We start from the raw sequence: 25,586 nt of genomic DNA, 5'->3' as shown, positions 1-25,586 counted from the left end.
AAAATGAATCAATCGGCTGCGAGGCTAGCGCTTCGCAGCCGATTTCTTTTTGGGCTTGGTTTTTTCGCTTCGTAGCGCTGCATCATAAGCAAGGCGCGCCCAATGCGTCATCACTTCCGGATCATCGAAAGCTTCACTTGGCACGCTCCAGTAAGGCATGGCGATTGGATCACCGCCCTTGCGACCTTCATAGGTCCATTGGGTGGCGCCTGCGTCAATGAAATCCGGGATGGTTATTTCGTCAGCCTTGAAGAGCAACTCGTCGCGAACGACGAGTGCAAAGATCAGGCCCTGATGATAGATGCCCTTGCCGCCAAACATGCGGCGGATGCTGATGGGGCCGAAGTCCTGCAACAGATCGCGAAGAGCTTCGTCATCCATTAGCTGACGGACCTTGTCTTGAGTTAGGCTGCGCCCTGCATCTGGCGGAGGCTTTCCGGGGAGGCCGCTTTGATTTCGACGGATTCGCCGCAGCCGCAAGCCGATGTCTGGTTCGGGTTGTTGAAGACAAACCCCGTCCGCAGCGTCGTTACTTCAAAATCCATCTGGGTGCCGAGCAGGAAAAGAACGGCTTCAGGCGCGATGAAGACTCTCGCGTCATCCTTCTCGATCACATCGTCGCCTGCCTTGGCTTCCGTGACGAGATCGATGGTGTATTCCATTCCGGCGCAGCCGCCTTTCTTCACACCCACCCGGATACCAAGAGCGCCGTCCCGCGATGCGATGATCTCGCGAACGCGATCAGCTGCCTTGTCAGTTAGCGTAATGACTGCGAAACGGCCCATTTTCTCTCTTCCGGTATCGTGCTGGCATATGGACGGAGAATCGTCCAATCATGTCGCAACAGGCTGAGTTTCCTCTGCGCCTGCCACGTTTTCACTATAGTTAGTGTTGTAACATCATTACTGCAATACACCAAATCGGGAGCGCCCTCGACGCGTTCCGCAAAAACTTTGCTAGGAAGAGGAGAAGCGAATGTCGAATGACCGGATGAAACCTCTGATGCTGGCTGCTGTGATCGGCCTTCTGGGCACGGGGCTTGCAGGCATTTCGGCTGACAGCGCTTTTGCGCAAAATCCGCCGAAGGCTGCGCCCGAAGAAACGCCGAGAAACGTTCAGGAAAAGCATGACAATGCTTCCAAGCCTGTGGAGGAAACCAAGCCTTCCGAGCAGACGCAGGATGCTGCCGGAGGCGTGACAGTTCCCGATTATCGCGACGATCGCTCGACGCCACAGGCCCTGATCGAATCCTATTACAATGCGATCAATCGCAAGGAATATACCCGAGCCTACGGTTATTATTCCGAGGAAGGGCGCGAGCCGGATTTCAAGACCTTTGTAAAAGGCTATGAGAATACCAAGAGCGTGAAAGTCGCGCTGCGCAAGACTGATCCTGATCCAGGCGCCGGACAGATCTACTGGAGCCAGCCACTGGCCATCGAAGCCGAAACGGCGGATGGCAAGAAGGAAGTCTTTACAGGCTGCTACACGATTCACCTCACAAATCCGGGCATGCAGGAAGAGCCGCCGTTCAAGCCGATGCAGATCATGACAGGGTCTTTGACCAAGTCACCGCTGGCATTGGAAAAGAGCGTGCCGGAGACCTGCGAAGCGCCATAAGAAGAATGGCAGAATAGCCCTTGACCTTACCACGATGGGAAGCCCCATCTTATGTTCAGTCCTAGTGGTCTGATTCCGACATTTGCATCCCTCGGATATGAGTGCTGAGCAAATGTCGGAGCAAAAAGACCACTAGTAACTTTGTGAATCTAGTGGGTTTTTCGAATTTGACGTTTGAAACGGGATTAATATCGGACGGATATCAAACGTCAAATTCAATCCACTATAAGGAGTGACTGAGTTGATGAAGTTTTCCATTCCCAAGATGAAGTGCGGCGGTTGCGCTGATAGCGTTACCGTCGCACTGCGCAAGCTCGATGCAACCGCACCAATTGAAATCGATCTCGACAAGAAAGAGGTCGAATTCGGCGGCAAGGTTTCGCAGGACGCCGTTCTTTCTGCACTGGCTGAGGCCGGTTATCCGGCATCGAACGCTCAATAATGTGATTTGAGGGCGCTTGTTTCAAAGTGCTGCGAACGATAGAGCCCATCCCGAAAAGCGTAAAACGGTTTCGGGCAGGCTGTGTGTCAAAACAGGCACCGAGATGCCGGGACGCGGAAGGCTTTCCGGCATCTTCATATCCAGATGCCGACAACTGTAGTGGGTATCAGTGAGCATAAATGCCGCAAATGCTGTGTTTCGTTGACTGGACCCCCGATTTTTGCCACATCAACGGCAAATCTCGTTTATGGTGCTCTTTGTGCGTCCAAAAGGATGCACGGCGCTCCAATGGCATGAAACATCGCATTCCGCGACAAGGAAGGGTTTAGGGCTATGGCAGCCGATTTCCAGGATCTTCGCACAAAGATGGTCGACAACCAGATCCGTACGACGGACGTAACCGATCTGGCAGTTATCGATGCTTTCCTGACCGTCCCGCGCGAGGCTTTTGTTTCCGCAGCCCGTCAGGTTCTCGCCTATATCGATGAAGACCAGCTTCTGGAAAGCGAAGGCAAGCAGCCTCGCTACCTTATGGAACCTTCGCCATTCGCCAAGCTCGTGCAGCTCGCCCGTATCAAGAACACCGACGTGGTTCTCGATGTCGGTTGCGGCACCGGATATTCGGCAGCCATCCTCTCCAAGCTTGCTGGCTCGGTGATCGGTCTGGAAAGTGATTCCGTATTGTCGGCTGCTGCGACTGCCCGTCTCGCTGAATTCGGCTATGACAATGTTGTGATCGTTTCAGGCGAACTGCAGGCAGGCTATCCGTCGGAAGCGCCTTACGATGTGATCGTCATTGAAGGCGCTGTCGATTTTGTTCCGGACGCACTTCTCAGCCAGTTGAAGGACGGCGGACGCCTCGTTGCCGTTGAAGGCCGGGGGAACGCCGGAGTTGCGCGGATTTACGTTAAAGAAAATGGTGTTGCATCGGGACGCGGTGTGTTCAACACTGCGGTTCGTCCGCTACCGGGATTCGAGCGCGTTCCGCAGTTCGAATTTTAATTTTAGTGGATGATACAATTCTGCAACGCTGCGGAATTTGTTTGTGCAAGCTCTGGCGGGGGCAATGGAAATAACCGAATTTAGAGGTTATTAGGATTTGCCCGAACCGATCGGTTCGATAGTTGGATTCGTTTGTTCTTAATATGAGGTACCCGGTGTTCAAAACGTGCAAAGGACTGGTAGCGGCCGCAGCATTGTTGTCTGGCACCATTTTAACGGGGCAGGCAGCGTTCTCGGAGACGTTAACCGGCGCTCTCGTGAAGGCCTACAAGAACAATGCTAACCTGAACTACTCCCGCGCAGGCGTCCGCGTCACGGATGAAGGCGTGGCCATTGCCAAGTCCGGTTATCGTCCGCAGATTACCGGTTCTTATAACGTAGGGCGTGGCAAGACACCTTCAAGTCAGGGTTATCGCACAACAGGCACGTTCGGCATCGAGCTGAACCAGATGCTGTTCGATGGGTTTCAAACCAAGAACAATGTCGCCGCCGCAGAAACACAGGTCTTCGCCCAGCGCGAAAATCTCCGCAACGAAGAGCAGAACAGACTCTATGAGGCGGTAACAGCCTATATGGATGTCTATCAGGCTCGCCAGATCGCTGTTCTGCGTGAACGCAACCTTGCAGCTTTGAACGAACAGGTTCGTGCGGCTCGTGCCCGTCTCGACGTGGGTGAAGGTACGCGTACCGACGTTGCGCAGGCAGATGCCAGCCGTTCGACCGCTGTAGCGGCGTTGAATTCCGCACGTGCGGATGTCAAGTCGGCAGAAGCAACCTATGTGCAGGTTATCGGCGTTCAGCCGGACAAGCTTGCGACCGCAGCCGCAGCCAAGAACCTGCCGAGCTCGCCAAATCAGGCTTTCTCCATTGCGACTGCCGGACACCCGGGCATTCTTGCGACCCAATATGCCGTTAATGCTGCTGGATATAACGTGAAGGCCAAGGAAGGTGCTCTGCTTCCGTCCGTCGGCCTTACGGCAAGCGCCAGCCACCTTGATACTTATTCCGGCGAGGGCGGCTCGCAGACCGATGGCAACTCGGCGTCCATCGGCGTCGGCGTCAGTATCCCAATCTATACCGGTGGCCGTAGTTCGGCTCAGGTTCGCCAGTCCAAGGAACAGCTCGGTCAGGCACGTATCGAAGTCGACGTCGTTCGCGATCAGGTTCGTCAGGCTATCGGCTCCGCATGGTCGCAGCTTGAAGCTGCCCGCGCATCGGTCAAGGCAAATCGTGACGGTATTTCCGCCGCACAGCTTGCTCTCGATGGCGTCATTGAAGAGCGCAAGGTTGGACAGCGCACGACGCTGGACGTTTTGAATTCGCAAAACGATCTGATCAATGCACAGATCGCTCTGGTCGAATCCGAGCGTAACGTTATTGTCGCCAGCTATGCTCTTCTTAATGCGACCGGTCGCATGACTGCCAGCCAGATGGGCTTGCAGGTCGCTCAGTACAAGCCGGAAGAGCATTACGAAGCCGTCAAGGACAAGTGGTTTGGTCTGCGCACACCGGACGGTCGGTGATTGCTTGCAAGCATAGTGAGAATTGAAAAGGCACCTTCGGGTGCCTTTTTGTTTGCTGCGATTCGATTTTGCAGCGCCCGCAATTCTTAACAAATCCATAAAGCTGTGAGTTTGATCCAGCTTGCCTTGGCCGGGGATTCTCAAACGGAGGATCGTCCGCTACCCTTAATCCATTGATTCTCTGTCTTTTGCAGACAATGTCGCAATACAGGAAAGCGGATAGTAGCCATGGCACAGACATCCAGCGCAGCGCGTGAACCGTCGATGGAGGAGATTCTCGCTTCCATCCGCAGGATCATTGAAGACAGCGATGTCACCCGTCAGCCAGCGCCGGTGGCAACGGCCTCTCCGGCTCGTGGAGAGGTTGCGGAGTTCCGTCGCCCGGTTGCCGAGCAACCTGTCGCACAGCCGGAAAAGCCAGCAATGATGCGCAACGTGTTCCAGGACGAACCGACATTGCGCGGCCCGATTGGCGAACCGGCGCAGGCAGCGCCGGAACCTGAAATCGAAGCCGATGACGAGGATGAAGTTGTTCTCAATGCCGAGAATGACGATCATTCTCACGCCAAGGCCACGCAGTCTTTGGAACTGCCTGCAGAGGCGGACATATCTCTGGAAGAAATCGACCTTTCCGTTGAGGCGGAAATCGCCGAAGCAGTCGACGCCTTGCTCGAACCGGAACTCGATGCGGACATGGAGCAGGAACCTGCAGCTATTGCCGAGCAGGAAACCCCGGTTCAGCCCGAGGCGGTAGCGCCAGTTACTGAGCCCGCTGCAAAGATGCAGCCTGCTGCTCATATGCTGTCGCAGATTGCCGAACGTCAGGTAGCTGCCGCATTTCAGGATTTGAACCATGTGGTTCGGGCCGAGCCACGCCGTTCGTTCGACGATATCGCTACGGAACTGTTACGTCCGATGCTGCAGGACTGGCTCGACAATAATCTGCCGACGCTTGTTGAGCGGCTTGTCCGGGAAGAAATCGAACGTGTGGTGCGTGGCGAGCGATAAATGGTATCAAGCCGATCCATTGAAATATTACCCGCCTGTGCAGCAGGCGGGTTTTCACTTTTAAAGTGACCGAAAGTGGTGCTGTCACTTTTAAAGTGATTTGTCTGCTGTTAGTTGCTATTGAGCCTTCAATCCATTCATCGCGCATAAAGACCGGATAATTCCATGCTTGAGAAGACCTATGACGCCGCGGCGATAGAGCCGAAAATTGCTGAACGCTGGGAAGAAGCGGGTGCATTCAAGGCGGGTGCAGGCGCGAAGCCGGGAGCCGATCCGTTCGCAGTGGTCATTCCTCCGCCGAACGTTACCGGATCGCTGCATATGGGCCACGCGCTCAACAACACGATCCAGGACATTATGGTTCGCTTCGAGCGTATGCGCGGCAAGAACGTGCTGTGGCAGCCCGGCATGGACCATGCGGGCATTGCAACGCAGATGGTTGTCGAACGCCAACTGGCTGAACGGCAGGAGCCAAACCGCCATACCATGGGCCGCGAGAAGTTCATTGAGCGCGTCTGGCAGTGGAAGGCCGAATCCGGCGGCATGATTTCCAACCAGCTGCGCCGTCTTGGTGCCTCGTGTGACTGGTCACGCGAGCGCTTCACCATGGACGAAGGACTGTCGCGCGCGGTTCTGGAAGTTTTTGTCTCGCTCTACAAGCAAGGTCTCATCTATCGCGATAAGCGTCTGGTCAACTGGGACCCGAAGTTGCTGACGGCAATTTCCGACATCGAAGTCGAGTCGCGCGAAACGAAAGGTCATCTCTGGCATTTCCGTTACCCGCTTGAGAACGTTCCATTCGATCCAGAGAACCCGCATACCTACATCGTCGTTGCGACGACGCGCCCGGAAACCATGCTGGGCGATACCGGCGTTGCGGTTAATCCGAAGGACGAGCGTTACCACGCCCTGGTTGGCAACGATGTCGTGCTGCCGCTTGTCGGTCGCCATATCCCGATTGTTGCAGACGATTACGCTGATCCGGAAGCCGGTTCCGGCGCTGTCAAGATCACGCCCGCGCACGATTTCAACGATTTCGAAGTGGGCAAGCGGAATGAGCTGCGCGCTATCAACATTCTGACGACGAATGCGTCGATCACGATCAAAGACAATGTTGATTTCCTCGAAGGGCTGCAGCTGACACCGGAATTGAAGGCACTGATCCACGAACTCGAAGGGCAGGACCGCTTCGCAGCCCGCAAGCGCATCGTCGAGCTGATGGACGAGCGCGGTTATCTGGAAAAGGTCGAGGACCACACGCACGCTGTCCCACATGGTGATCGCGGCGGCGTTCCGATCGAGCCTTATCTGACTGACCAGTGGTATGTAAACGCCGGCGAACTGGCCAAGCCAGCAATGGCGGCGGTGCGCGAGGGCAAGACAAAGATCGTCCCGACGAATTGGGAAAAGACCTATTTCGACTGGATGGAAAACATTCAGCCATGGGCGGTTTCACGCCAGCTCTGGTGGGGACATCAGATACCGGCCTGGTACGGTCCAGATGGCCAGTATTTTGTCGAAAAGAGCGAAGAGGAAGCGAAAGCCGCCGCACGCGCTCACTATGGCGAAGACGTTGCACTTGAGCGCGATACTGACGTTCTCGATACGTGGTTCTCGTCGGCGCTTTGGCCGTTTTCGACGCTCGGCTGGCCGGACAAGACGCCGGAACTCGCAACCTATTATCCAACCAGTGTTCTGGTTACGGGTTTCGACATTCTGTTCTTCTGGGTTGCCCGCATGATGATGATGGGCCTCCATTTCATGGACGAAATCCCGTTCCATACGGTTTATCTGCATGCTCTCGTTCGTGACAAGCACGGCGCGAAGATGTCGAAGTCTAAGGGCAATGTCATCGATCCGCTGGAGCTGATGGATGAATATGGTGCTGACGCGCTGCGGTTCACCCTTGCCATCATGGCCGCTCAGGGTCGTGACGTTAAGCTCGACCCGGCGCGTATTGCCGGCTATCGCAATTTTGGCACCAAGCTCTGGAACGCAACGCGCTTTGCCCAGATGAATGGCGTGAAGCTTGATGCCGGTTTCAAACCGGAAAACGCCAAGCTTGCCGTCAATCGCTGGATTCTGACGGAACTGACCAAGGCAACGCGAGCCGTGACGGAAGGCATCGACACCTACCGCTTCAATGAAGCTGCGGGTGCTGCCTATCGCTTCGTGTGGAACCAGTTCTGCGATTGGTATCTGGAGCTGCTGAAGCCGATCTTCATGGGTGACGATGAAGCTGCGAAGGCAGAAGCACAAGCCACGGCAGCCTATTGTCTGGATCAGGTTTATAAGCTTCTGCATCCGTTCATGCCTTTCATGACCGAAGAGCTTTGGACCCTGACCGCAGGTGAGGGACAGAAGCGCGATACGGTGCTGGCGCTTGCTGCCTGGCCGGAACTGTCGTTTGAGGACGAGGAAGCCGCGGCTGACATCAACTGGCTCGTTGATCTCGTCACTGGCATTCGTTCTGTCCGTGCGGAAATGAATGTGCCCGCCGGTGCGATTGCCCCGGTTGTCGTGTTGGATGCCAACGCGACAAGCGTGGAACGCTTCGCCCGCCACGATGCTGCCATCAAGCGCCTTGCCCGCGTGGAGAGTGTCTCGTTCGAGGCACAGGCTCCCAAGGGCTCAGCCCAGATGCTGCTTGATGAGGCGACAATCTGCATCCCGCTAGGCAATCTGATTGACCTCAAGGCTGAAGCAGCACGTCTCGCCAAGGAAGCCGGCAAGATTGCCGCTGAAATGGATCGTATCGAGAAGAAGCTCTCCAACGAAAAATTCGTTGCGAACGCGCGCGAGGAAGTCGTTGAGGCAGAGCGTGAGCGGTTGGCTGAGCTGAAGGAATCGGCGCAGCGTGTAGCAACTGCTGAATCACGCATCCGTGATGCAGGCTGATTTGACCTGACATCAGAAAACGACTCCCTATCGAATCAAACGCCCGACAGTGCATTTCACTGTCGGGCGTTTTTCATGCGGCTGGACGGAGTTTGGACCCGTTTCAAGGGTTGGACCGGTAGATCGAACTCTGGTTTCGATTGTTTTCGACCAATGTTGCGCTTTCGCAACAAGGCAAAAAAGAGGCGGAAAATTGGCCGATTTGGGCCTGTTTTGCCATGTGTCGGGCGATTTTTGCTAATGAAGTGGCATGATATTTGATGTTTTAGCCATTTTTGACGAATGCTCCGAAAGTACGATGATGCTAATCCAAATTAATGCGACTTGCGGCCTGAATCCTTCCTGATTTACGTTTCCGTCAACGTTAATACCGTTGCTGTTTGGGAGGACATTATGAGTGTACAGCGCGTGAAAATGGCAGGAATGGTCGCAGCTCTCCTTGGAAGCGCGGTTGCTGCCAATGCAGGCGGCTTCGAGCGTAGCTCGCAGGATTTCGATATTCTCTTCGAAAAGGGAACTGCTGTCGAAGCTGGTGCGACGGTAGTTATGCCTCAACGCAAACTGAAAAATATTCGTGCGAACCCCGGTGTTGCGACCCCGCCAGTCGTTCCTTATGGACCGGATCGGGGCAAGCCTTGGTCAACTTCAGTCGACGAAGCAAAGACTTACTGGGTACCAAAAGTATCTGCCAAGTTCGATTTGACCGACGATCTGGCTTGTGCCGCCCAATACCGGGAGCCATGGGGAATCGAGACCGATGTAGGCCTCAATACCCTTCGCTCCTTCACTGCGATTGAGCAGAAAATTTCGTCGCGCGACTTTGGCTTAAACTGTTCGTACCGGTTTGCCGTCGGCGAAAAGTCGTATTTCAGAATTCTGGGCGGCGTTAGCTATCAGGAACTTAAGGGCTATCAAACTCGCCTGATCCCTCCGACGACCGCATTCAGAGGCAATTTCCGCGTCGCTACACTTGATGTAGAAGACGGCTCGGTTGGCTGGCGTCTGGGCGCGGCCTACGAAATCCCTGAATATGCGATGAGAGCGTCTCTCGTCTATCAGTCTGAGGTCAAGTACAACCTCGACGGTACCATTGACAATCTCATGCTGAACCCGCTCACAGGACAGGGCGTACCCTTGAATGTGACGAACGATATTGCTGCTCCACAGTCGGTTGAATTCAAGTTCCAGACGGGTATCGCACCTGATTGGCTAGCTTTTGGTTCGGTTAAATGGACCGACTGGAAGAGCATCCAACAGGCGACCTTCGTTTCGAATGGTAATCGCGGCCTGCCGGATGGAACCAAAATCACCTCGCTGGATCTGTACTATCAGGATGGCTGGACCGTTTCGGGCGGCGTGGGCCACAAGTTCAATGAACAATGGTCGGGTGCAGCAACCGTGACGTGGGATCGCGGCACCAGCACGGGATGGACATCTCAGACCGACGTTTGGCTGTTTGGTTTGGGAGCCAACTACAAGCCGAATGACGTCGTTGATGTGCGTTTGGCTGGCGCTATCGGTTGGCTCGGCTCAGGCGAGTTGAGAGATTCGATCAGCACCGGCGATTTCGGTAATGATCTAGTCAGCGCTCTTTCGCTCACTGCAAAGGTCAAGTTCTAAGCTTGATGCATAGAAAACGAAAAGCCCGGCAATGCCGGGCTTTTTTGTTGAGGATCGTTTGTCTCAGGGCTGTTCCAGCCGCGCAAGCAATGAAGATGTGTCCCAGCGGCTGCCACCGATCTTCTGCACTTCCTTATAGAACTGGTCCACGAGGGCGGTCACAGGCAGAAGTGCGCCATTACGGTCAGCTTCCTCAAGGCAGATGCCAAGGTCTTTGCGCATCCAGTCGACGGCAAAGCCGAAATCATATTTGCCCTGGTTCATGGTGCCGGACCGGTTTTCCATCTGCCAGGAGCCAGCGGCGCCTTTCGAGATCACCGAGATCAGTTTTTCGATATCGAGACCAGCTTTCTTGCCGAAATGGATACCTTCGGCCAGTCCCTGAACGAGACCGGCAATGCAGATCTGGTTGACCATCTTGGCAAGCTGGCCCGAGCCGACCGGTCCCATGAGGCCGACCATACGCGCATAAGCATCGATAACTGGCCGGGCCCGCTCGAAAACGGCTTCCGGCGCGCCGACCATTACCGTGAGAATGCCGTTCTCGGCGCCGGCCTGACCACCGGAGACGGGGGCGTCGATGAAATGAAAGCCGCGCTTCTGTGCTTCGATATCCAGTTCACGAGCAACCTCCGCAGAGGCTGTTGTGTTGTCGATGAAGATCGCGTCCTTCTTCATGGTTGAGAAGGCGCCATCCGGGCCGATGGTTACGGAACGAAGGTCATCATCGTTGCCGACACAGGCAAAAACAAAATCTGCATCGCGCACGGCTTCGGCAGGTGTCGCGGCAAAGTTGCCCCCGAATTCCTTGGCCCATTTTTCGGCTTTTGCCGTCGTGCGGTTATAAACCGTGACGTCGTGACCGCCCTTGTTCTTGAGGTGAGCTGCCATGGGATAACCCATGACACCCAGGCCCAGAAAGGCGACTTTAGCGGATGTCGTCATTCGTTCATTCCTCTGGATATTTCTAGAAATCAGGTGAGAGGCGTCATAACGGCCGCCTGATAGGCCGGACGCTGTTTGAGGCGGCCATACCAGTCTTCAAGATGCGGAAGAGATGGGCGCTCAATTGGAAACTCAAACCAGGCATAGGCGTAGCATCCGGTGGGAATATCACCGATACCGAAGTTCTCGCCCGAGAACCAGGGAGCTTCCTTCAAGCCCTCGTTGGCAATCTGCATTGATTGCGCAAGGCCCTGAAGACCTTGTTCCAGAATGGCTGGATCGCGTTCAGCTTCCGGCAGCCGGATCAGATGCTTCATGACGTTGCTGAAATTGGTGTAGAAGGATGCGGAAGCCCAATCCATCCATTTTTCGGCCTGCGCGCGCTTGGCTGGATCTTCGATCCACAGTGTGCCTTTGCCGTAAGCTGCCGCGAGATACCGCGTGATGGTATTGGATTCCCACAGCACTGTGTCGCCGTCTTCCAGCAAGGGGATCAGCCCATTCGGATTGCGTGCGAGGTAAGCCGGATCTTTCAATCCACCGAACTGGCCACCGACATTGATCTGTTCATAGTCGAGATTGAGTTCGCGCGCTGTCCAGAGCGCCTTCTTCACATTCGTGGAATTGATACGACCCCAGATTTTCAGCATGACTCAACCTGTTACCTTACTGTTGGAAGCTGTATTCTAGAGCGCATCCCGAAAAGTGTGAAACGGTTTTCGGAAAAGATGCGCGTTAAAACAAATATTTAGAGCGCCGATCTGATCCAATCAGATCGAAATGCGCTCTAAACAGATCGCCCCCGGAAGCTGCAAGACTGCCGGGGGCGATATTTTGGTTTTATGCCGGTTTAGTGATCTCTAACGAATGAGATGGCGGGTCAGCCTTCGTTCGAGGAAATCCCAAACGTGCCGCAGGCATTCGACGATAAGCAGATAAATGACTGCAGCCCAGAGATAAGTCTGGAAATCGAATGTCCGCGAATAGGCGCGGCGCGTTTCACCCATCAGGTCAAGTACGGTGATGATAGCTACAATGGCCGAGCCCTTGATCATCAGGATGATTTCGTTGCCGTAAGGACGCAACGCCACGATGAGCGCCTGCGGAAGAATGACCTTCCAGAACGTCACACGCTTCGAAATGCCAAGCGCCGCAGCGCCTTCCCATTGGCCCAGCGCCACACTCTGGATAGCGCCGCGCAGGATTTCAGCCTGGTAGGCTGCCGTGTTGAGCGAAAACGCCAGAATGGCGCAATTCCACGCATCGCGGAAAAACACCCAGAGCCCGATGCTTTCCAGAAAAGGACGGAAGGTGCCGAAGCCATAATAGATAAGGAATGTCTGCGCCAGCAGCGGCGTGCCGCGGAAGAAATAGACATAGCCGAAAGCAATTCCGCGCAGCCAGCGATTGTTGGACATGCGCGCGGCCGTGATCGGTAGCGAGAGCAGGGCGCCTATGACAATCGATACGGCAACCAGTTTCAGCGTTATCAGAAGCCCGGACCAGTAGCGTGGCCCATAGGTTTCAAACAGATCGATACGCCATGCATTGTAGAGATAGATCGCAAGGCCAGCGAAAAGAAGGAACCAGAAGGCAACGATGATATGGCCGGCAATGCGCATCCGCGTCCATTGCTTGATGACGGGTGGCGGAGCCATCGCGGGAATTGTCGTAGTGGAAACAGTCTGGCTCATATCATGCACCTCGCGACCGGTTGGCGCCCGCATCAGCCCAGCGGGCAATGCGATTGATGAAGTAGGACGAGATGATTGCGAGAACCAGATAGAGCAGGCAGGCTATGCCGAAGAACAGAAATGGTTCCTTGGTCACGCGTGCCGCGATGGAGGTTTGCCGCAGAATATCGGACAATGTGATAACCGAAACCAGCGACGTATCCTTGAGCAGCACCAGCCAAAGATTGGCAAGGCCGGGCAGGGCGATGCGGATCAACTGCGGCAGGATGACCTTGCGCATGGTCTGCCAGTGCGACAGGCCAACTGCATAACCGCCTTCATACTGCCCGCGCGGAATTGCGCGAAACGCCGAAAGGAAGACTTCGCTCGAATAGGAAGAGAAGACGAAGCCTAGCGCAACCATACCGGCGCCGAACGCATTGATTTCCACATTCGCTTCGATGCCGAACAGACTGAGAAGCCGTTGCAACCCGAGAGAGGCGCCGAAATAAACGAGAAAGAGGGTTAGAAGCTCAGGCAAACCACGAAAGATCGTCGTGTAAATGTTTGAAGCGAGCCGGATCGATGGTTCGGTGGACTGCTTGCCGATAGCAACTAGAAATCCGAGTGCGAGACCAACGGGGAGTGTTGCGAGAGCCAGCGAGACGGTTACCAGAAGCCCCCAGGCAATACTGGCACCCCATCCGTCGGGGCCGAAACTCAACAAAGTGGCGTAGTGTTCCATGCGCCTATTCTTTTTCCTAAAGGCATTTGCCTATGTTTTTATCGCCTGCGAGGCTTTGCCCGACAAGGCTTGTACGGCATGCCCATACAAATGTTTTGCGCCGATTTGCGGAAAGCAAACCGGCGCATAGGTGTCAGTTTTGATTAATTTTCGGCGCCATAAGCATCGAAGTCAAAGTACTTGTCGTTGACTTCCTTGTATTTGCCGTTTGCGCGGATCGCCTTGATGGCTGCGTTGAATTTTTCAACCAGCTCCGGACGGCCCTTCTTGAAGGCAACGCCAGCGCCCGGACCGTGGATCTCGATAACCGGCGGGAAAGTGCCGACCATCTTGCAGCAGGCGCCATCCGGCGACTTCAGCCATTCGGCCAGTGTCACGCTATCGTCGTTGACGGCGTCGAGACGGCCATTGGCGAGATCGAGACGGTATTCCTCAGCTGTCGGATAGGCCTTGATCGTGCTGTCGGTAAAAGTCTTTTCCGAGTAGTTGGAGTGTGTGGTGGAAACCTGAACGCCAATGGTCTTGCCAGCGAGGTCCTCCTTGGTCACACCCTTGATGTCGGTATCCTTGGGAGCTGCGATGCCGGGAGGTGTGTTGTAATATTTGTTGGAGAAGTCGACCTGCTTCTTGCGCTCGTCCGTGATGGACATGGAGGCGATGAAGGCGTCGAACTTGCCAGCCTGAAGGGCAGGAATAGCGCCGTCCCATTCCTGGGTGACGAATTCGCACTGCGCTTTCATTTCTTCGCAGAGCGCCTTGGCGATATCGACGTCGAAGCCCGAGAGGGTGCCGTCTGGCTTGATGAAGTTGAATGGAGGATAGGCGCCTTCGGTGCCGATCTTGAGCTTGAGTGGCTCTTCTGCATTTGCAACACCGGCAGTCATGCTACCGATCGTAATTGCCAGCGCTGCAACAGATGCCGCAGCGGCGATACGCTTCAATACGCGCATTTTCAGTCCTCTCGTTTTGTTCTGGCTGGTTCCCTGATTATTTCTTCTGGTTCAGCCGCTTAAGGGGTAGTCACGACCGTGAAACTTTAAATTGCACGTTTGGTAGCGGATTCCCCCCGGCCACTACCAATAGATGGTTGAGCCGATCATGCGCAATATTTTTTCGCGCTTCCGTCCCCACCATCAGATCTGCAAACGATATTCCCACCATTTTGAGACGGTTGGCAAGATGGTCTGCGTAATTAAATTGTGTGTCCAAGGGGGGAATTCCTCGGCGTTTTCTGCATGCCTTCACCGGAAAGCGGTGAATTGTGTTGTCAAAGAGGGGAATTATAGAGAGTCTCTCAGAGACCCATAACGCCTTCGATGAAATCGGCTATTTGCTCTATTTCATCGATGCCGAACACCGGCACTTTTTCGCCGGGTTGCTGCTGGTCGCTGGCAATGGCGACGATGGCGGGATCGTCAACGGAGAGAGCTGGCCCGGCATGGCCGCCTTCGCGACGCAGTTCGATTTTCTTGTGCGTTTCCCGCTTGTAGCCCTCGACCAGAATCAGATCGCAAGGCGCCAGCTTGGCCGCAATCTCCCACAGAGAAGGTTCTTCTTCGCCGAGACCTTCATGCATGATTGCGTAGCGCTGCGACGAGACGATAGCCACTTCCGCTGCTCCGGCCTTTCGATGACGCCAGGAATCGGTGCCTTCATGGTCGATATCGAAATTATGATGGGCGTGCTTGATGGTGGCGATACGGTATCCACGTGCCGTAAAGCATGCGACCAGACGTTCGGTCATTGTCGTCTTGCCGGAGTTTTTCCAGCCGGTAATGCCGAAAAGCTTCTGGTTCATTCCATTGCCTCAACCAGTTTTCGGGCGGCGACAAGATCGTCGGGCCGATTGATATTGAAGAACGGATCATATGTTTCCGGGCTATCGCCAACGAAGGCAAGCGGAAAATCGACGGTTTCAAATCCGATATGTTCGGCGAATGCGAAGACGCTGGCCCTGCTGGTATTGGTAAGCCAGACGGTGAGTTCGTCAGCCAGTCCGGTTTCCCATAGTCCGAAAATCGGATGGACCCGGTTAAGGGAACTGGCGAGAACGATCCGCGCCCCGGTTTGGTTCCGACGTGCAAGAAGGCGGTCCGCGAGGTCGCGAGGCAGGAATGGCGTATCGGCTGCTGTCGTTAGCAGCAATGAGGACTCTTGTGCCTGCGTCAGCGCGGTCAGAATGCCGATCAGCGGGCCGCCATGTTCCGCTGGCAGGTCCTTGATCACCGGCACGCCGAGATCAGTCAGGCGGGGATCATCGCTATTCGCATTGATGACGAGCGCTTCGACCTGCGGTTTGATCCTTCTGACGACATGGGAAATGATAGTGCCGGTGCTGCCGAGCGGCTGAAGGAATTTGTCACCCGCAACGCCGCCTTGTTGCATGCGGCTGGAGAGCCCACCAGCGATGATTGCGCCTGCAATCATGAGGGTTCCACGCCGGTCGGGATCGTCGCCAATGTGCTTTTGTTGCGCTCCCGCTTCTTCAACACGTTTTCACGATAGACCATATAGACGCCACTTCCGACCACCAGAACCGATCCCATGATCGTATATATGTCGGGCGCTTCGCCAAAAATCAAAGTGCTGAGGCCGATCGCCCAAAGCAGGCTGGAATAGCGGAACGGGGAAACGAATGACACTTCACCTTCACGCATGGCCAGAATGATGAAGTGATATCCGACGAGGAGAAGGACAGCGGCAATGGCCATGGCGCCGACTGCTGTAATTCCAACGGGCTGCCATCCGCCCATTGGAACGGTCAGTGCGCCGCCGGTCAATGTTATCGCGCCTGCGGTCAATGTCGAGAGATAGAGGGTCGGCACGTGAGCGGGCACACGGCGTGTGGCGATATCCCGCGTGGCGGCAAAGCCTACGCTGGCAAGAAGTACAGCGACGGCAGCAAGGCTTGCAGCACCATCCGTTCCGGGCCGGATGATGATGAGGACCCCGACAAGACCGACAAGAATACAGGACCAGCGACGCCAGCCCACTTTTTCCTTCAGGAAGAGTGCCGCTCCAAGCGTCACGACAAGCGGCGTTGCCTGAAAGACAGCCGAACAGAATGCCTGCGAGAGATGGCCGAGCGAATAAATATAGGTGATGGTGGCGACAACTTCGCCTACGACGCGCAGGATCGTCATCTTTTCAAGCGACAGATTGCGCAATGCACCGTGGCGCCAGGCGAGCAAACCGATCAGCACCGTGGCGAATATGCCTCGGATCAGCATGTACTGTCCGCTGTTCATCTCGGTCAGGAGGTATTTTGTGATCGTATCGCCGATGGTGAAGGTACCCATGGCGAGAAGCATGAAAATACTTGCGCGAAAATTTGCTGACTGCGGCACGATACAGAATCCAGTTTAAGATTGCATACCGTTTTAAAGTCGATCTCGCGACAATTATTTCGGGTTGTGTGCTTTTTTAAGTATAAATCGCTCAGCCGCCGGTAAGACTCATGTGGCGAGCAACCGCCGGGCGATTATGATCGCGGTCGATGATGAAATCATGGCCTTTCGGCTTGCGCGAAATAGCTTCATCAATGGCCTGGCTGAGCAGCAGGTCGCTTTCGCTTTCCCGCAAGGCCTTGCGCAGATCGGCGTCATCATTCTGGCCTAGGCACATATAAAGCATACCGGTGCAGGTAAGCCGGACGCGGTTGCAGCTTTCGCAGAAATTATGCGTCATCGGCGTGATGAAGCCGAGCCGTCCGCCTGTTTCCTCAATCGTAACATAGCGGGCAGGGCCGCCTGTGCGGTAAGGAATATCTGAAAGCGTGAATTGCTGCGACAGGTCCTCGCGCAGCTGCGAGAGCGGCAGATACTGGTCCGTACGGTCGAACTCGATCTCGCCCATCGGCATTGTTTCGATGAGCGTCATGTCCATGCCGCGGCCATGGGCCCAGCGGATCAGTTCGGGAATTTCGTGATCGTTGAAATCCTTCAACGCGACTGCATTGATCTTGACGCGGATACCGGCGCGTTGTGCGGCTTCAATACCCTCAAGAACCCGGGGAAGATCGCCCCAGCGGGTGATCTGGTGGAATTTTTCAGGATCGAGCGTATCCAGCGAGACATTGATACGGCGTATACCGCATTCCGCCAGTTCGTCGGCAAAGCGTGAAAGCTGCGATCCGTTCGTGGTCAGCGTCAATTCATCCAGCGCACCTGATTTCAGATGGCGCGACAGCTGCCGGATCAGGTGCATGATGTTTTTGCGCACCAAAGGCTCGCCACCGGTCAGGCGCAGTTTCCTGACACCCTTGTCGATAAAGGCGGTGCAAAGCCGGTCCAGTTCCTCAAGCGTCAGCAAATCCTTCTTGGGCAGGAACGTCATGTGTTCCGCCATGCAATAGGTGCAGCGGAAATCACAACGATCCGTCACTGAAACGCGAAGATAGGTGATGGCACGCCCGAAAGGATCAATCATGGGTCCAGTCGGGGAAACAAGTGGCTGGGCTTGGTTTGTGTACATCATTAAGCCGTTGTTTCCACAGGATGCGGAGGAATATCCGCATCGTCTACCTAGAAATAGGATCTGCGAGCCTCAATGTCCAGTTTCACGCACGCGAAGCTCTTTCAATAATGACCGCGACTATTGCGATATTTTAACGCGGGGCCTATCAAAAGCTGGCGAAGAACCAAGCTGGAGAATGGTAATGAGTGAGGTCTGGCCGACTGAATTGCGTGTCTCACACGACCGCAAACTGCTGACTGTGGCGTTCGATGATGGCCAGAAATTCGAGCTGACCGCCGAGTTGCTGCGTGTCCTGTCGCCCTCGGCAGAAGTGCAGGGTCATTCGCCGGCACAGCGCATCACAGTTGGTGGCAAGCGGACCGTCGAAATCATGAAGATGGAGCCGGTCGGCAACTACGCCGTCCGCATAACGTTTGACGACATGCACGATACCGGCCTGTTTTCGTGGACCTATCTCCACAAGCTCGGCACCGAGAAGGACATGTTATGGCAAACTTATCTCGATGAGCTTGCCGAAAAAGGCCTGAAACGGGATCGTTGATCCCGCCTGCCGGTCAGTCTTTCTCCAGCATTTCGGATATGCGCCGCATCACATCGCCCATCGCGTTGCATTGCGCGTTCGTCGATTGCGCCATGACGCGGTCAATCAGGTCGGTATAGGTCGTCAGCGCATGCCCCAGAAGCTTTTCGCCCTTGGCAGTTAGCGTCAGTCGTATCACACGCTTGTCTGCCGGGTCGCCCTCGCGCACCAGCAAGCCGCGCTTTTCAAGCTTTGGTAGCAGCATGGTGATGTTCGAACGCCCGACGAGAATGCGGCGCGCAAGATCATGCTGGGATTCGCCGGGGTGGCGATAAATATTCATCAGCACATCCAGATCGGCGATCTTGAGATCGAAGGCCGACAGTCCTTGGGCGAGGGCGCGTTCCACCGCTTTGCCGGCACGTGCAACGGCAATCCAGTTCTTGAAGCGCGGATTGTCCCACGGCAGTTTTTGAGTCTTGTCTTGCATTTTGTTCATTCTTGTACAATTATTTGTTCAGGATTGAACATAATTGAGGCCCTGTCATGACATCGATTTCTTTGCAGGTTACGCGATTCGGTCTGGGTGTGCTTGGCCGCATTGATGCCGACAAGGCAGGTCGCGCCGCGTTCAGGATTTTCTGTCGAACGCCAAGCCGCAAGCCGAAGACCAAGGCCTATGCCGCGCGGCTTGAACAGGCGAGCAATGAACTCCGTCAGGCAAAGCGGCTCGATCTGATTATCGATCGAGGGCTTATCGCAACCTATTTGTTCGAACCCGATATTTATGTGGGAAGAACGTCGCTTGTCGTTCATGGCTGGGGATCGCGCACAGCGGATATGATAGCGATCATTCGCGAGCTTGTTGCGCGTGGGGAACGAGTTGTCTCCATCGACCTGCCGGGGCATGGCGCATCGGCAGGCCGCACCCTCAACATGATACAGGCAATCGCCGCCGTTGATGTTGCGTGGCGCCAGTATGGTCCGTTCGATGCGATGATCGGTCACTCATTCGGCGGTGCGGTCATCGTCAATGCCGCAGCAGGTTCTCTCGGGTGCTACCAGTCACATCGCCCCGCAAAGCTGGTGACAATTGCTTCCCCGCACTCCATGGCAGGCGTCTTTGACGGTTTCGGCAAAGTGCTTGGGCTTGGTCGTGACGTGCGCAACGCAATGAAGGAGCAAGTCCGTCATCTCGCAGCGCGCCCGATCACGGATTTCGATACCGACGTTCATCTGCGCCGCATGACAATTCCGACGCTGGTCATCCACGCGCATGACGATAAGGAAGTTCCCGCCATCTGCGCGGAAATGGCCGGCAAGGCAGGCTCTCATGTCAGGGTGCACTGGGCGGATGGCCTTGGGCATCGCCGCATCATTGCGAGTGCTGAAGTGGCGTCCCTGGTAGCGGATTATCTTGATGACGGTCCGCGATTAAGGCTGGTTGCCTGATGATGTTTCGGTGAGAACAAGTTTCTCCCAACCTGCCATGGCGCCCAGTGCCGTTGCGGTGAGATCTTGCCGCGTTCCGCCATCGCGTGCGAGAATGGACATGCCGTTCTGGACTGTCGCGTAAAAGGTCGCAACCGCTTCGCAATTGACGGATGCGGGAATATGGCCGTCACGAATGCCGCGTTCGAGCCGCTTTTTCAGGATTTCGATATTGGTCTGGCGGTGATTGCGCAGCACGTCGCAGACTTTGTCGCTTGAATGCGTCCGATGAAGCGCATCCAGAGCAATCATGCAGCCCCGCGGCACGGATTCCTCGCAATAGGCATCTATCGTGGCAAGCAGAAAACGCTCGAAAGCCGCGCGAACATCCGGCGTTTCATCCAGTGTCGACCAGATTTCAATGCCCACTTCACCGGCATAAAGGGTGAGGGCTTCGAGATAGAGTTCTTCCTTGCTTCCGAATGCCGCATAGAGGCTTGGCGCATTGATGCCCATAGCCGTCGTCAGATCGGCCAGCGACGATCCGTCGAAGCCTTTTTCCCAAAATATCAACATTGCAGCACGAAGCGCTGTTTCGCGGTCGAAGCTACGGGGCCGTCCTTTTTCTGCCACGTGTGAACCTTTCTGTATCGATCATTAAATAAATCGCTTGACGGTTCTGTGCAAGCCTGTCAGCAATTATGTATCAATCGATACAGAAAGGAAATGGTATGTCAGCCGAAGCTTTGAACGGAAAGGTTGCCTTCATCACCGGCGGAAGTCGCGGCATCGGTGCAGCGATTGCACGACGGCTCGCGAAAGATGGCGCGACAGTTGTCGTCACTTATGTGAACGGCAAGGAAAAAGCTGAAGCTGTGGTTTCCGAAATCGTAGCCAATGGTGGCAAGGCTCTGGCGCTGAAGGCCGACAATCGCGACGCGAGCCAGATTGCGGCGGCAATCGAGAAAGCGGTCAAGGATTTCGGTCGTCTGGATATACTGGTCAACAGTGCTGGCATCTGGCATGCGGCCCCGCTGGAAGAGGTCACACTTGCCGACTTCGATGAGGTTATGGCTGTGAACTTCCGGGCTGTTTTTGCCGCCGTTTCAGCGGCCACACCACACCTTGGTGCTGGCGGACGCGTCATAACCATCGGCTCAAACCTCGCCGAAAGCGTGCCGTGGCCGGGCATCAGCCTTTATGCGGCAAGCAAGGCGGCGCTGATCGGTTTGACGAAAGGTCTGGCGCGCGACCTTGGTCCAAAGGGCGTCACGGTCAACGTCGTTCAGCCTGGCTCCACCGATACGGATATGAATCCGGCGGCTGGAGAACATGCCGAACAGCAGCGGGAGCTTATCGCAACCGGCAGTTTCGGTTCGCCTGACGATATTGCAAGTCTGGTGGCATGGCTTGCCAGCCCCGAAGGGCGTTTCGTGTCTGGAGCTACGCTCACGATCGATGGCGGCACAAATGCCTGAAACAAAAAGGGCGGCTTGCGCCGCCCTTTTTTTGCTTAGAGCTCTGATATGATTGAATCAGATTTGTGTTCTAAGCGTTTGTTTCGTCGCATTATCCTACGCAAAACCGCTTCGCACTTTTGCTGGAAATGCTTTAACCCAGATTGAGTTCCTTGAAGAAGTCATTGCCCTTGTCATCGATGACGATGAAGGCCGGGAAATCTTCCACTTCGATACGCCAGATCGCTTCCATGCCGAGTTCCGGATATTCGACAACCTCGACCTTCTTGATGCAATCCTGGGCCAGACGGGCAGCCGGGCCACCGATGGAGCCCAGATAGAACCCACGGTGCTGGCCGCAGGCTTCGCGCACCTGACGCGAACGGTTGCCCTTGGCGAGCATCACCATCGAGCCGCCAAAGGACTGGAACTGGTCCACATAGGAATCCATACGGCCTGCCGTGGTTGGCCCGAACGAGCCGGAAGCATAACCGGCAGGCGTCTTGGCCGGGCCAGCATAATAGATCGGGTGGTTCTTGAAATAATCCGGCATGGCTTCGCCGTTTTCAAGCCGCTCGCGAATTTTGGCATGGGCCAGATCGCGCGCCACGATGATTGGACCGGAGAGCGACAGGCGCGTCTTGACCGGGTGTTTCGACAATTCCTTGAGAATGTCCTGCATCGGCTGGTTGAGGTCAATCTTGACCACATGCGACGACAGTTTTTCCTCGTCGATATCCGGCATGTACTTGGCCGGGTTGGTTTCCAGCTTTTCCAGAAAGATGCCGTCCTTGGTGATCTTGCCCTTGGCCTGACGGTCGGCGGAGCAGGAAACACCAATGCCGATCGGCAACGAGGCGCCGTGGCGCGGCAGGCGAATGACACGGACGTCATGGCAGAAATATTTGCCGCCGAACTGAGCGCCGACGCCGAGAGACTGCGTCAGCTTATGGATTTCAGCTTCCATTTCGAGGTCGCGGAAAGCATGTCCGGTTTCGGAACCTTCGGTCGGCAAGCTGTCCAGATAGCGCGTTGAGGCAAGCTTGACCGTCTTGAGGTTCATCTCAGCCGAAGTGCCCCCGATGACAATTGCCAGATGGTAAGGCGGGCAGGCGGCTGTTCCCAGGCTCAGGATCTTGTCCTTGAGGAAGTCGATCATGCGGTCATGCGTCAGGAGCGACGGCGTTCCCTGATAGAGGAATGTCTTGTTCGCCGAACCGCCGCCCTTGGCAACGAAAAGGAACTTGTAGGCGTCTTCGCCTTCTTCATAGATATCGATCTGGGCAGGCAGATTGTTCTTGGTGTTCTTTTCCTCGAACATCGAAAGAGGCGCCAGCTGCGAATAACGCAGGTTCTTCTTGTTGTAGGCGTCGAGCACACCAGCGCCAAGCGCATCGGCATCACCGCCTTCGGTCCAGACGCGACGGCCCTTCTTGCCCATGATGATGGCCGTGCCGGTATCCTGACACATGGGAAGCACGCCGCCTGCTGCGATATTGGCGTTCTTCAGAAGATCGTAGGCGACAAAACGGTCGTTATCCGTTGCTTCCGGGTCTTCAAGAATATGGGCAAGCTGCTGCAGATGGCCGGGGCGCAGCAGATGGTTGATATCGGCAAAGGCCGCTTCCGAAAGTAGGCGAAGCCCTTCCGGATCAACAGTCAGGACTTCCTGTCCCTTGAACGTATCGACAGAGACATGATCGGAAGTCAGCTTGCGGTAAGGGGTGTCGTCTTCACCAAGAGGAAAAAGATCGGCGGCGCTTGCTTCTGCCATCGCGGTACCTCGCTTGCTTGCCAGCTGCGCCAGCCGGAGGTCGTCATCGTTTCCGGCTCGCGCGATATGTGTTGATCGAAGTTCCGAAGAAGAGCTTCGGAACCATAGTCTGTGGGGCTTTTAGCGCGATGCGGAGTGGATGCCACTGCGTCACTTTGTTCATTAAGGCATTCCGAGTTTGTCTCCCGAGAAGAAGCCTCAAACAATTGTGATGAACGCAAAACAGAAAATTGCTTCAGGAAACAATAGCGTTAAAAGTTTCTATACGAGATTGGTAAATTCTACGGGTGAGATTCGGACGGATTCGCTTTTGAGCGAACGCATTAACTTTGGCGGTTTGAAATGCAGTTTTCCAGACACTCGCAGATGGATGAAAAGAGCAGCGCCGCACGCGGACAAAATATCCGCCGCGCAGCCGCGATAGCTCTGGCAGCTTCGGTGTTTCTCCCTACGGCACAGGCTCAAGCCGCAAATTCGCTGATGGAACTTTTCCAACAGCGTCGCCAGCAGCAGGTGCAGCCAGCCCAGCCTGTTCAGCCGCAAGTCACTCCTCGCGCACCTGTAGCACCGAAGGCCGTTTCTGCTCCTCGTGCCGCTGTGCGCAGCCTTCCGCCAGTCCAGCGCGTGACCGTCAAAGGGCCGCAGATTTACGACTACAAGCCGGATACTCTGGTCAATATCGATTTCAGCGCGCTCGATATGCAGGTAACCGCAGCAACCGAACCAGTGACCGTCGATCCGCTGACATCGGGCATGTCGCCGATCCGTCCGCAGATTCGCGAAGAAACGCCGGGTCAGCGTGCCTTCGATGCAGCGACGAATTATCTGAAATCCGTGAATGTCAAAGCCGAGAAAGAGATCGCTCAGGCGATCGTCGACTATTATTCAAGTCAGCGCTCTTTCATGTGGTCGGCCGACGATAAAGTGCTCGACCGCGCCAAGAATGTTGCGGCTTTCTTTGCCCGTGCGGACGAAGATGGGCTCAACCCGGATGAATATGCAGTCACGATCCCCGCTGACAATTTCGATGGCGCTGCTGAATCTGAGCGCCAGCAGAAACTTGCAGAATTTGAAATTCGCATGTCTGCCCGCGCGCTGCGCTATGCCATCGATGCGGGTGAGGGACGTGTAATCGCGGACCGCCTCAGTGGTTTCCACGATCTACCGCGCAACCGCGTCGATCCGAAAGCCGTTCTCGAAAAGCTGGCATCGGAAAGCGATCCGGCTGCCTATCTGCATGGTTTCCAACCGAGCAATGAGCAATATGCGGCGTTGAAGCGCGAGCTTGCGAATACCGAGCCGCCATCTGCCGAGCCAATCCGCATCTCGCTGAATGGCATCATCAAGCCGGGCGATACCAATGACCAGCTCAGCAAGGTGGTTGCGCTGATTTCGAGACATGCGCCTGCTGGCTATCTGGCACAGCACAAGCAAGTGCTGGACACGCATGCGAGCGGCGACGTCTATGATCCGGAACTGGTTTCTGCAATCAAGGATTATCAGAAGCTTTCGGGCAGCACGCCGGACGGCGTCATCGGTCGCAATACGCTTTCCGCACTTCAAGGCGAGCAATCTTCCATCAAACGCGACCGGATCCTTTATTCCATGGAGCGCCTGCGCTGGCTGCCGCATGATTTCGGCACGCGTTACGTGATGGTCAATCAGCCGGCTTACCGTGCCGAATATTTCGAGGACGGAAAAGAGAAGCTGGCCATGAATGTGGTTATCGGCTCTCCAACCCATCAGACCTACTTCTTCTACAACAAGGTCCAGACGGTCGTTTTCAATCCGTCATGGGGCGTGCCGCGCTCGATCATCCTGAACGAGATGCTGCCCAAGGTCATGCGTGATACGAGCTATCTCGACCGCAATGGTTACGAGGTCTATGCAGGCGGCAAGAAGGTTTCCGCCAGTGCCGTCAACTGGAGTGCAGTTGCCGCGGGTAAAGCCCATGTCGGTATTCGCCAGAAGCCGAGCCTCGACAATGCGCTGGGCGAACTCAAAATTCTGTTCCCGAATGCGCATGATATCTACATGCACGACACTCCGGCCAAATCCTATTTCAGCCGCGATATGCGTGCCCTGAGCCATGGCTGCATTCGTCTGGAACGCCCACGTGACATGGCGGCGGCGGTTCTGGGGACATCGGTGACGGATCTGGAAAAATATTTCGGCAAGAATGAGCGCGGCATCAAGGTCAAGGAACCTGTGCCTGTCTTCATTTCCTATTTCACCGCATGGCCGGAAGCGGATGGAAAAATCCATTATTACGGCGATGTTTACGACCGTGATTCCGGATTGCAGAAAGCATTCGACAAGACGGCAGGTTCGCGCCTCGCAGCGCTCTGAAATCCCTCCCGTATCAAAACAGAACGGTAATCATCGATGGGTGATTGCCGTTTTTCTTTGCGATCAGAAGCTGTTGGGGAGAAGATCGAAATCTCTTTGGAAA

25 protein-coding genes are annotated in these 25,586 nt (G+C 55.3%); 11 read left to right on the top strand and 14 right to left on the bottom strand.

The genetic code is table 11. The annotated features are described in order from the left end of the window. Positions 1 to 24: 24 nt before the first annotated feature. Both OANT_RS11665 and sufA read right to left on the bottom strand, forming a co-directional pair. Entirely contained in the window at positions 25 to 381 is a 357-nt protein-coding gene (locus OANT_RS11665) for a TfoX/Sxy family protein (protein ID WP_012092127.1), read from the bottom strand. 23 nt (positions 382 to 404) lie between these two features. Continuing rightward, a complete protein-coding gene (gene sufA, locus OANT_RS11660) occupies positions 405 to 785 on the bottom strand; it encodes a Fe-S cluster assembly scaffold SufA (protein ID WP_012092126.1) in 381 nt (126 codons plus the stop codon). A 190-nt stretch (positions 786 to 975) separates the two neighbouring features. On the opposite strand from sufA, the gene OANT_RS11655 reads away from it, so the two are divergent. The 7 genes from OANT_RS11655 (at position 976) to OANT_RS11625 (ending at position 10,113) form a co-directional block, all read left to right on the top strand. After that, positions 976 to 1,620 (top strand): hypothetical protein, encoded by a 645-nt coding sequence (locus OANT_RS11655; protein ID WP_012092125.1) that lies wholly within the window; start codon positions 976 to 978, stop codon positions 1,618 to 1,620. Positions 1,621 to 1,861: 241 nt separating this feature from the next. Then, positions 1,862 to 2,062, top strand: a complete 201-nt coding sequence (locus OANT_RS11650) for a heavy-metal-associated domain-containing protein (RefSeq protein WP_010661294.1) — start codon at positions 1,862 to 1,864, stop codon at positions 2,060 to 2,062. Positions 2,063 to 2,395: 333 nt separating this feature from the next. Next, positions 2,396 to 3,064, top strand: a complete 669-nt coding sequence (locus tag OANT_RS11645) for a protein-L-isoaspartate O-methyltransferase family protein (RefSeq protein WP_012092123.1) — start codon at positions 2,396 to 2,398, stop codon at positions 3,062 to 3,064. A 143-nt stretch (positions 3,065 to 3,207) separates the two neighbouring features. Beyond that, positions 3,208 to 4,587 carry a TolC family outer membrane protein gene (locus OANT_RS11640; protein ID WP_010661296.1) on the top strand — a complete coding sequence of 460 codons (1,380 nt, stop codon included), beginning with the start codon at positions 3,208 to 3,210 and terminating at the stop codon, positions 4,585 to 4,587. A 228-nt stretch (positions 4,588 to 4,815) separates the two neighbouring features. Further along, a complete protein-coding gene (locus tag OANT_RS11635; RefSeq protein WP_012092121.1) occupies positions 4,816 to 5,595 on the top strand; it encodes a PopZ family protein in 780 nt (259 codons plus the stop codon). A 165-nt stretch (positions 5,596 to 5,760) separates the two neighbouring features. Next, positions 5,761 to 8,493 carry a valine--tRNA ligase gene (locus OANT_RS11630; protein ID WP_012092120.1) on the top strand — a complete coding sequence of 911 codons (2,733 nt, stop codon included), beginning with the start codon at positions 5,761 to 5,763 and terminating at the stop codon, positions 8,491 to 8,493. Positions 8,494 to 8,886: 393 nt separating this feature from the next. Continuing rightward, positions 8,887 to 10,113: an OmpP1/FadL family transporter gene (locus OANT_RS11625; protein ID WP_012092119.1), complete on the top strand. Its 1,227-nt coding sequence runs from the start codon at positions 8,887 to 8,889 to the stop codon at positions 10,111 to 10,113. Positions 10,114 to 10,176: 63 nt separating this feature from the next. Here the strand turns inward: OANT_RS11625 and OANT_RS11620 are convergent, their stop codons facing one another. From OANT_RS11620 to moaA, 9 genes are all read right to left on the bottom strand, one after another. Then, positions 10,177 to 11,058, bottom strand: a complete 882-nt coding sequence (locus OANT_RS11620) for an NAD(P)-dependent oxidoreductase (protein WP_012092118.1) — start codon at positions 11,056 to 11,058, stop codon at positions 10,177 to 10,179. Positions 11,059 to 11,087: 29 nt separating this feature from the next. Next, positions 11,088 to 11,708 carry a glutathione S-transferase family protein gene (locus OANT_RS11615; RefSeq protein ID WP_012092117.1) on the bottom strand — a complete coding sequence of 207 codons (621 nt, stop codon included), beginning with the start codon at positions 11,706 to 11,708 and terminating at the stop codon, positions 11,088 to 11,090. Positions 11,709 to 11,918: 210 nt separating this feature from the next. After that, positions 11,919 to 12,752, bottom strand: a complete 834-nt coding sequence (locus tag OANT_RS11610; RefSeq protein WP_012092116.1) for an ABC transporter permease — start codon at positions 12,750 to 12,752, stop codon at positions 11,919 to 11,921. Between the two features lies 1 nt (position 12,753). Continuing rightward, positions 12,754 to 13,476 (bottom strand): ABC transporter permease, encoded by a 723-nt coding sequence (locus tag OANT_RS11605; protein WP_010661303.1) that lies wholly within the window; start codon positions 13,474 to 13,476, stop codon positions 12,754 to 12,756. A 143-nt stretch (positions 13,477 to 13,619) separates the two neighbouring features. Continuing rightward, positions 13,620 to 14,426: an ABC transporter substrate-binding protein gene (locus OANT_RS11600; RefSeq protein WP_010661304.1), complete on the bottom strand. Its 807-nt coding sequence runs from the start codon at positions 14,424 to 14,426 to the stop codon at positions 13,620 to 13,622. A gap of 344 nt (positions 14,427 to 14,770) precedes the next feature. Then, the gene (gene mobB, locus OANT_RS11595; RefSeq protein WP_012092115.1) at positions 14,771 to 15,274 is read right to left on the bottom strand and encodes a molybdopterin-guanine dinucleotide biosynthesis protein B; all 504 of its coding nucleotides are present in this window, start codon (positions 15,272 to 15,274) and stop codon (positions 14,771 to 14,773) included. Then, positions 15,271 to 15,903: a molybdenum cofactor guanylyltransferase gene (mobA, locus tag OANT_RS11590; protein ID WP_012092114.1), complete on the bottom strand. Its 633-nt coding sequence runs from the start codon at positions 15,901 to 15,903 to the stop codon at positions 15,271 to 15,273. Before mobA ends, mobB begins: the two co-directional genes overlap by 4 nt. Then, positions 15,900 to 16,787 carry a DMT family transporter gene (locus OANT_RS11585; RefSeq protein WP_012092113.1) on the bottom strand — a complete coding sequence of 296 codons (888 nt, stop codon included), beginning with the start codon at positions 16,785 to 16,787 and terminating at the stop codon, positions 15,900 to 15,902. The genes mobA and OANT_RS11585 overlap by 4 nt, the downstream gene beginning before the upstream one ends. 127 nt (positions 16,788 to 16,914) lie before the next feature. Next, positions 16,915 to 17,904: a GTP 3',8-cyclase MoaA gene (gene moaA / locus OANT_RS11580; protein WP_029924909.1), complete on the bottom strand. Its 990-nt coding sequence runs from the start codon at positions 17,902 to 17,904 to the stop codon at positions 16,915 to 16,917. A gap of 229 nt (positions 17,905 to 18,133) precedes the next feature. Here moaA and OANT_RS11575 point away from each other — a divergent pair, with 229 nt between their 5' ends. Then, positions 18,134 to 18,493, top strand: coding sequence for a gamma-butyrobetaine hydroxylase family protein (locus tag OANT_RS11575; RefSeq protein ID WP_012092111.1), 360 nt, complete (start codon positions 18,134 to 18,136; stop codon positions 18,491 to 18,493). 13 nt (positions 18,494 to 18,506) lie between these two features. On the opposite strand, the gene OANT_RS11570 is transcribed toward OANT_RS11575, so the two are convergent. Then, the gene (locus OANT_RS11570) at positions 18,507 to 18,971 is read right to left on the bottom strand and encodes a MarR family winged helix-turn-helix transcriptional regulator (protein WP_012092110.1); all 465 of its coding nucleotides are present in this window, start codon (positions 18,969 to 18,971) and stop codon (positions 18,507 to 18,509) included. A 47-nt stretch (positions 18,972 to 19,018) separates the two neighbouring features. Between OANT_RS11570 and OANT_RS11565 the strand changes: the two genes are divergently transcribed. Then, the gene (locus OANT_RS11565; RefSeq protein WP_012092109.1) at positions 19,019 to 19,924 is read left to right on the top strand and encodes an alpha/beta fold hydrolase; all 906 of its coding nucleotides are present in this window, start codon (positions 19,019 to 19,021) and stop codon (positions 19,922 to 19,924) included. Here OANT_RS11565 and OANT_RS11560 read toward each other — a convergent pair. Next, complete coding sequence (locus OANT_RS11560; RefSeq protein ID WP_012092108.1) at positions 19,907 to 20,536, bottom strand: TetR/AcrR family transcriptional regulator; 630 nt, start codon at positions 20,534 to 20,536, stop codon at positions 19,907 to 19,909. The two genes, OANT_RS11565 and OANT_RS11560, sit on opposite strands and share 18 nt — an antisense overlap. Before the next feature lie 98 nt (positions 20,537 to 20,634). Here OANT_RS11560 and OANT_RS11555 point away from each other — a divergent pair, with 98 nt between their 5' ends. After that, complete coding sequence (locus OANT_RS11555) at positions 20,635 to 21,381, top strand: SDR family NAD(P)-dependent oxidoreductase (RefSeq protein ID WP_012092107.1); 747 nt, start codon at positions 20,635 to 20,637, stop codon at positions 21,379 to 21,381. A 133-nt stretch (positions 21,382 to 21,514) separates the two neighbouring features. Here the strand turns inward: OANT_RS11555 and OANT_RS11550 are convergent, their stop codons facing one another. Further along, entirely contained in the window at positions 21,515 to 23,134 is a 1,620-nt protein-coding gene (locus OANT_RS11550; protein ID WP_012092106.1) for a fumarate hydratase, read from the bottom strand. Positions 23,135 to 23,500: 366 nt separating this feature from the next. Between OANT_RS11550 and OANT_RS11545 the strand changes: the two genes are divergently transcribed. Next, positions 23,501 to 25,483, top strand: a complete 1,983-nt coding sequence (locus OANT_RS11545) for a L,D-transpeptidase family protein (RefSeq protein WP_373366455.1) — start codon at positions 23,501 to 23,503, stop codon at positions 25,481 to 25,483. The last annotated feature ends 103 nt before the right edge of the window (positions 25,484 to 25,586 follow it).

The organism is Brucella anthropi ATCC 49188 (genome assembly GCF_000017405.1).
GTDB lineage: Bacteria > Pseudomonadota > Alphaproteobacteria > Rhizobiales > Rhizobiaceae > Brucella > Brucella anthropi.
This window is presented reverse-complemented; position numbering and strand designations above follow the sequence as displayed.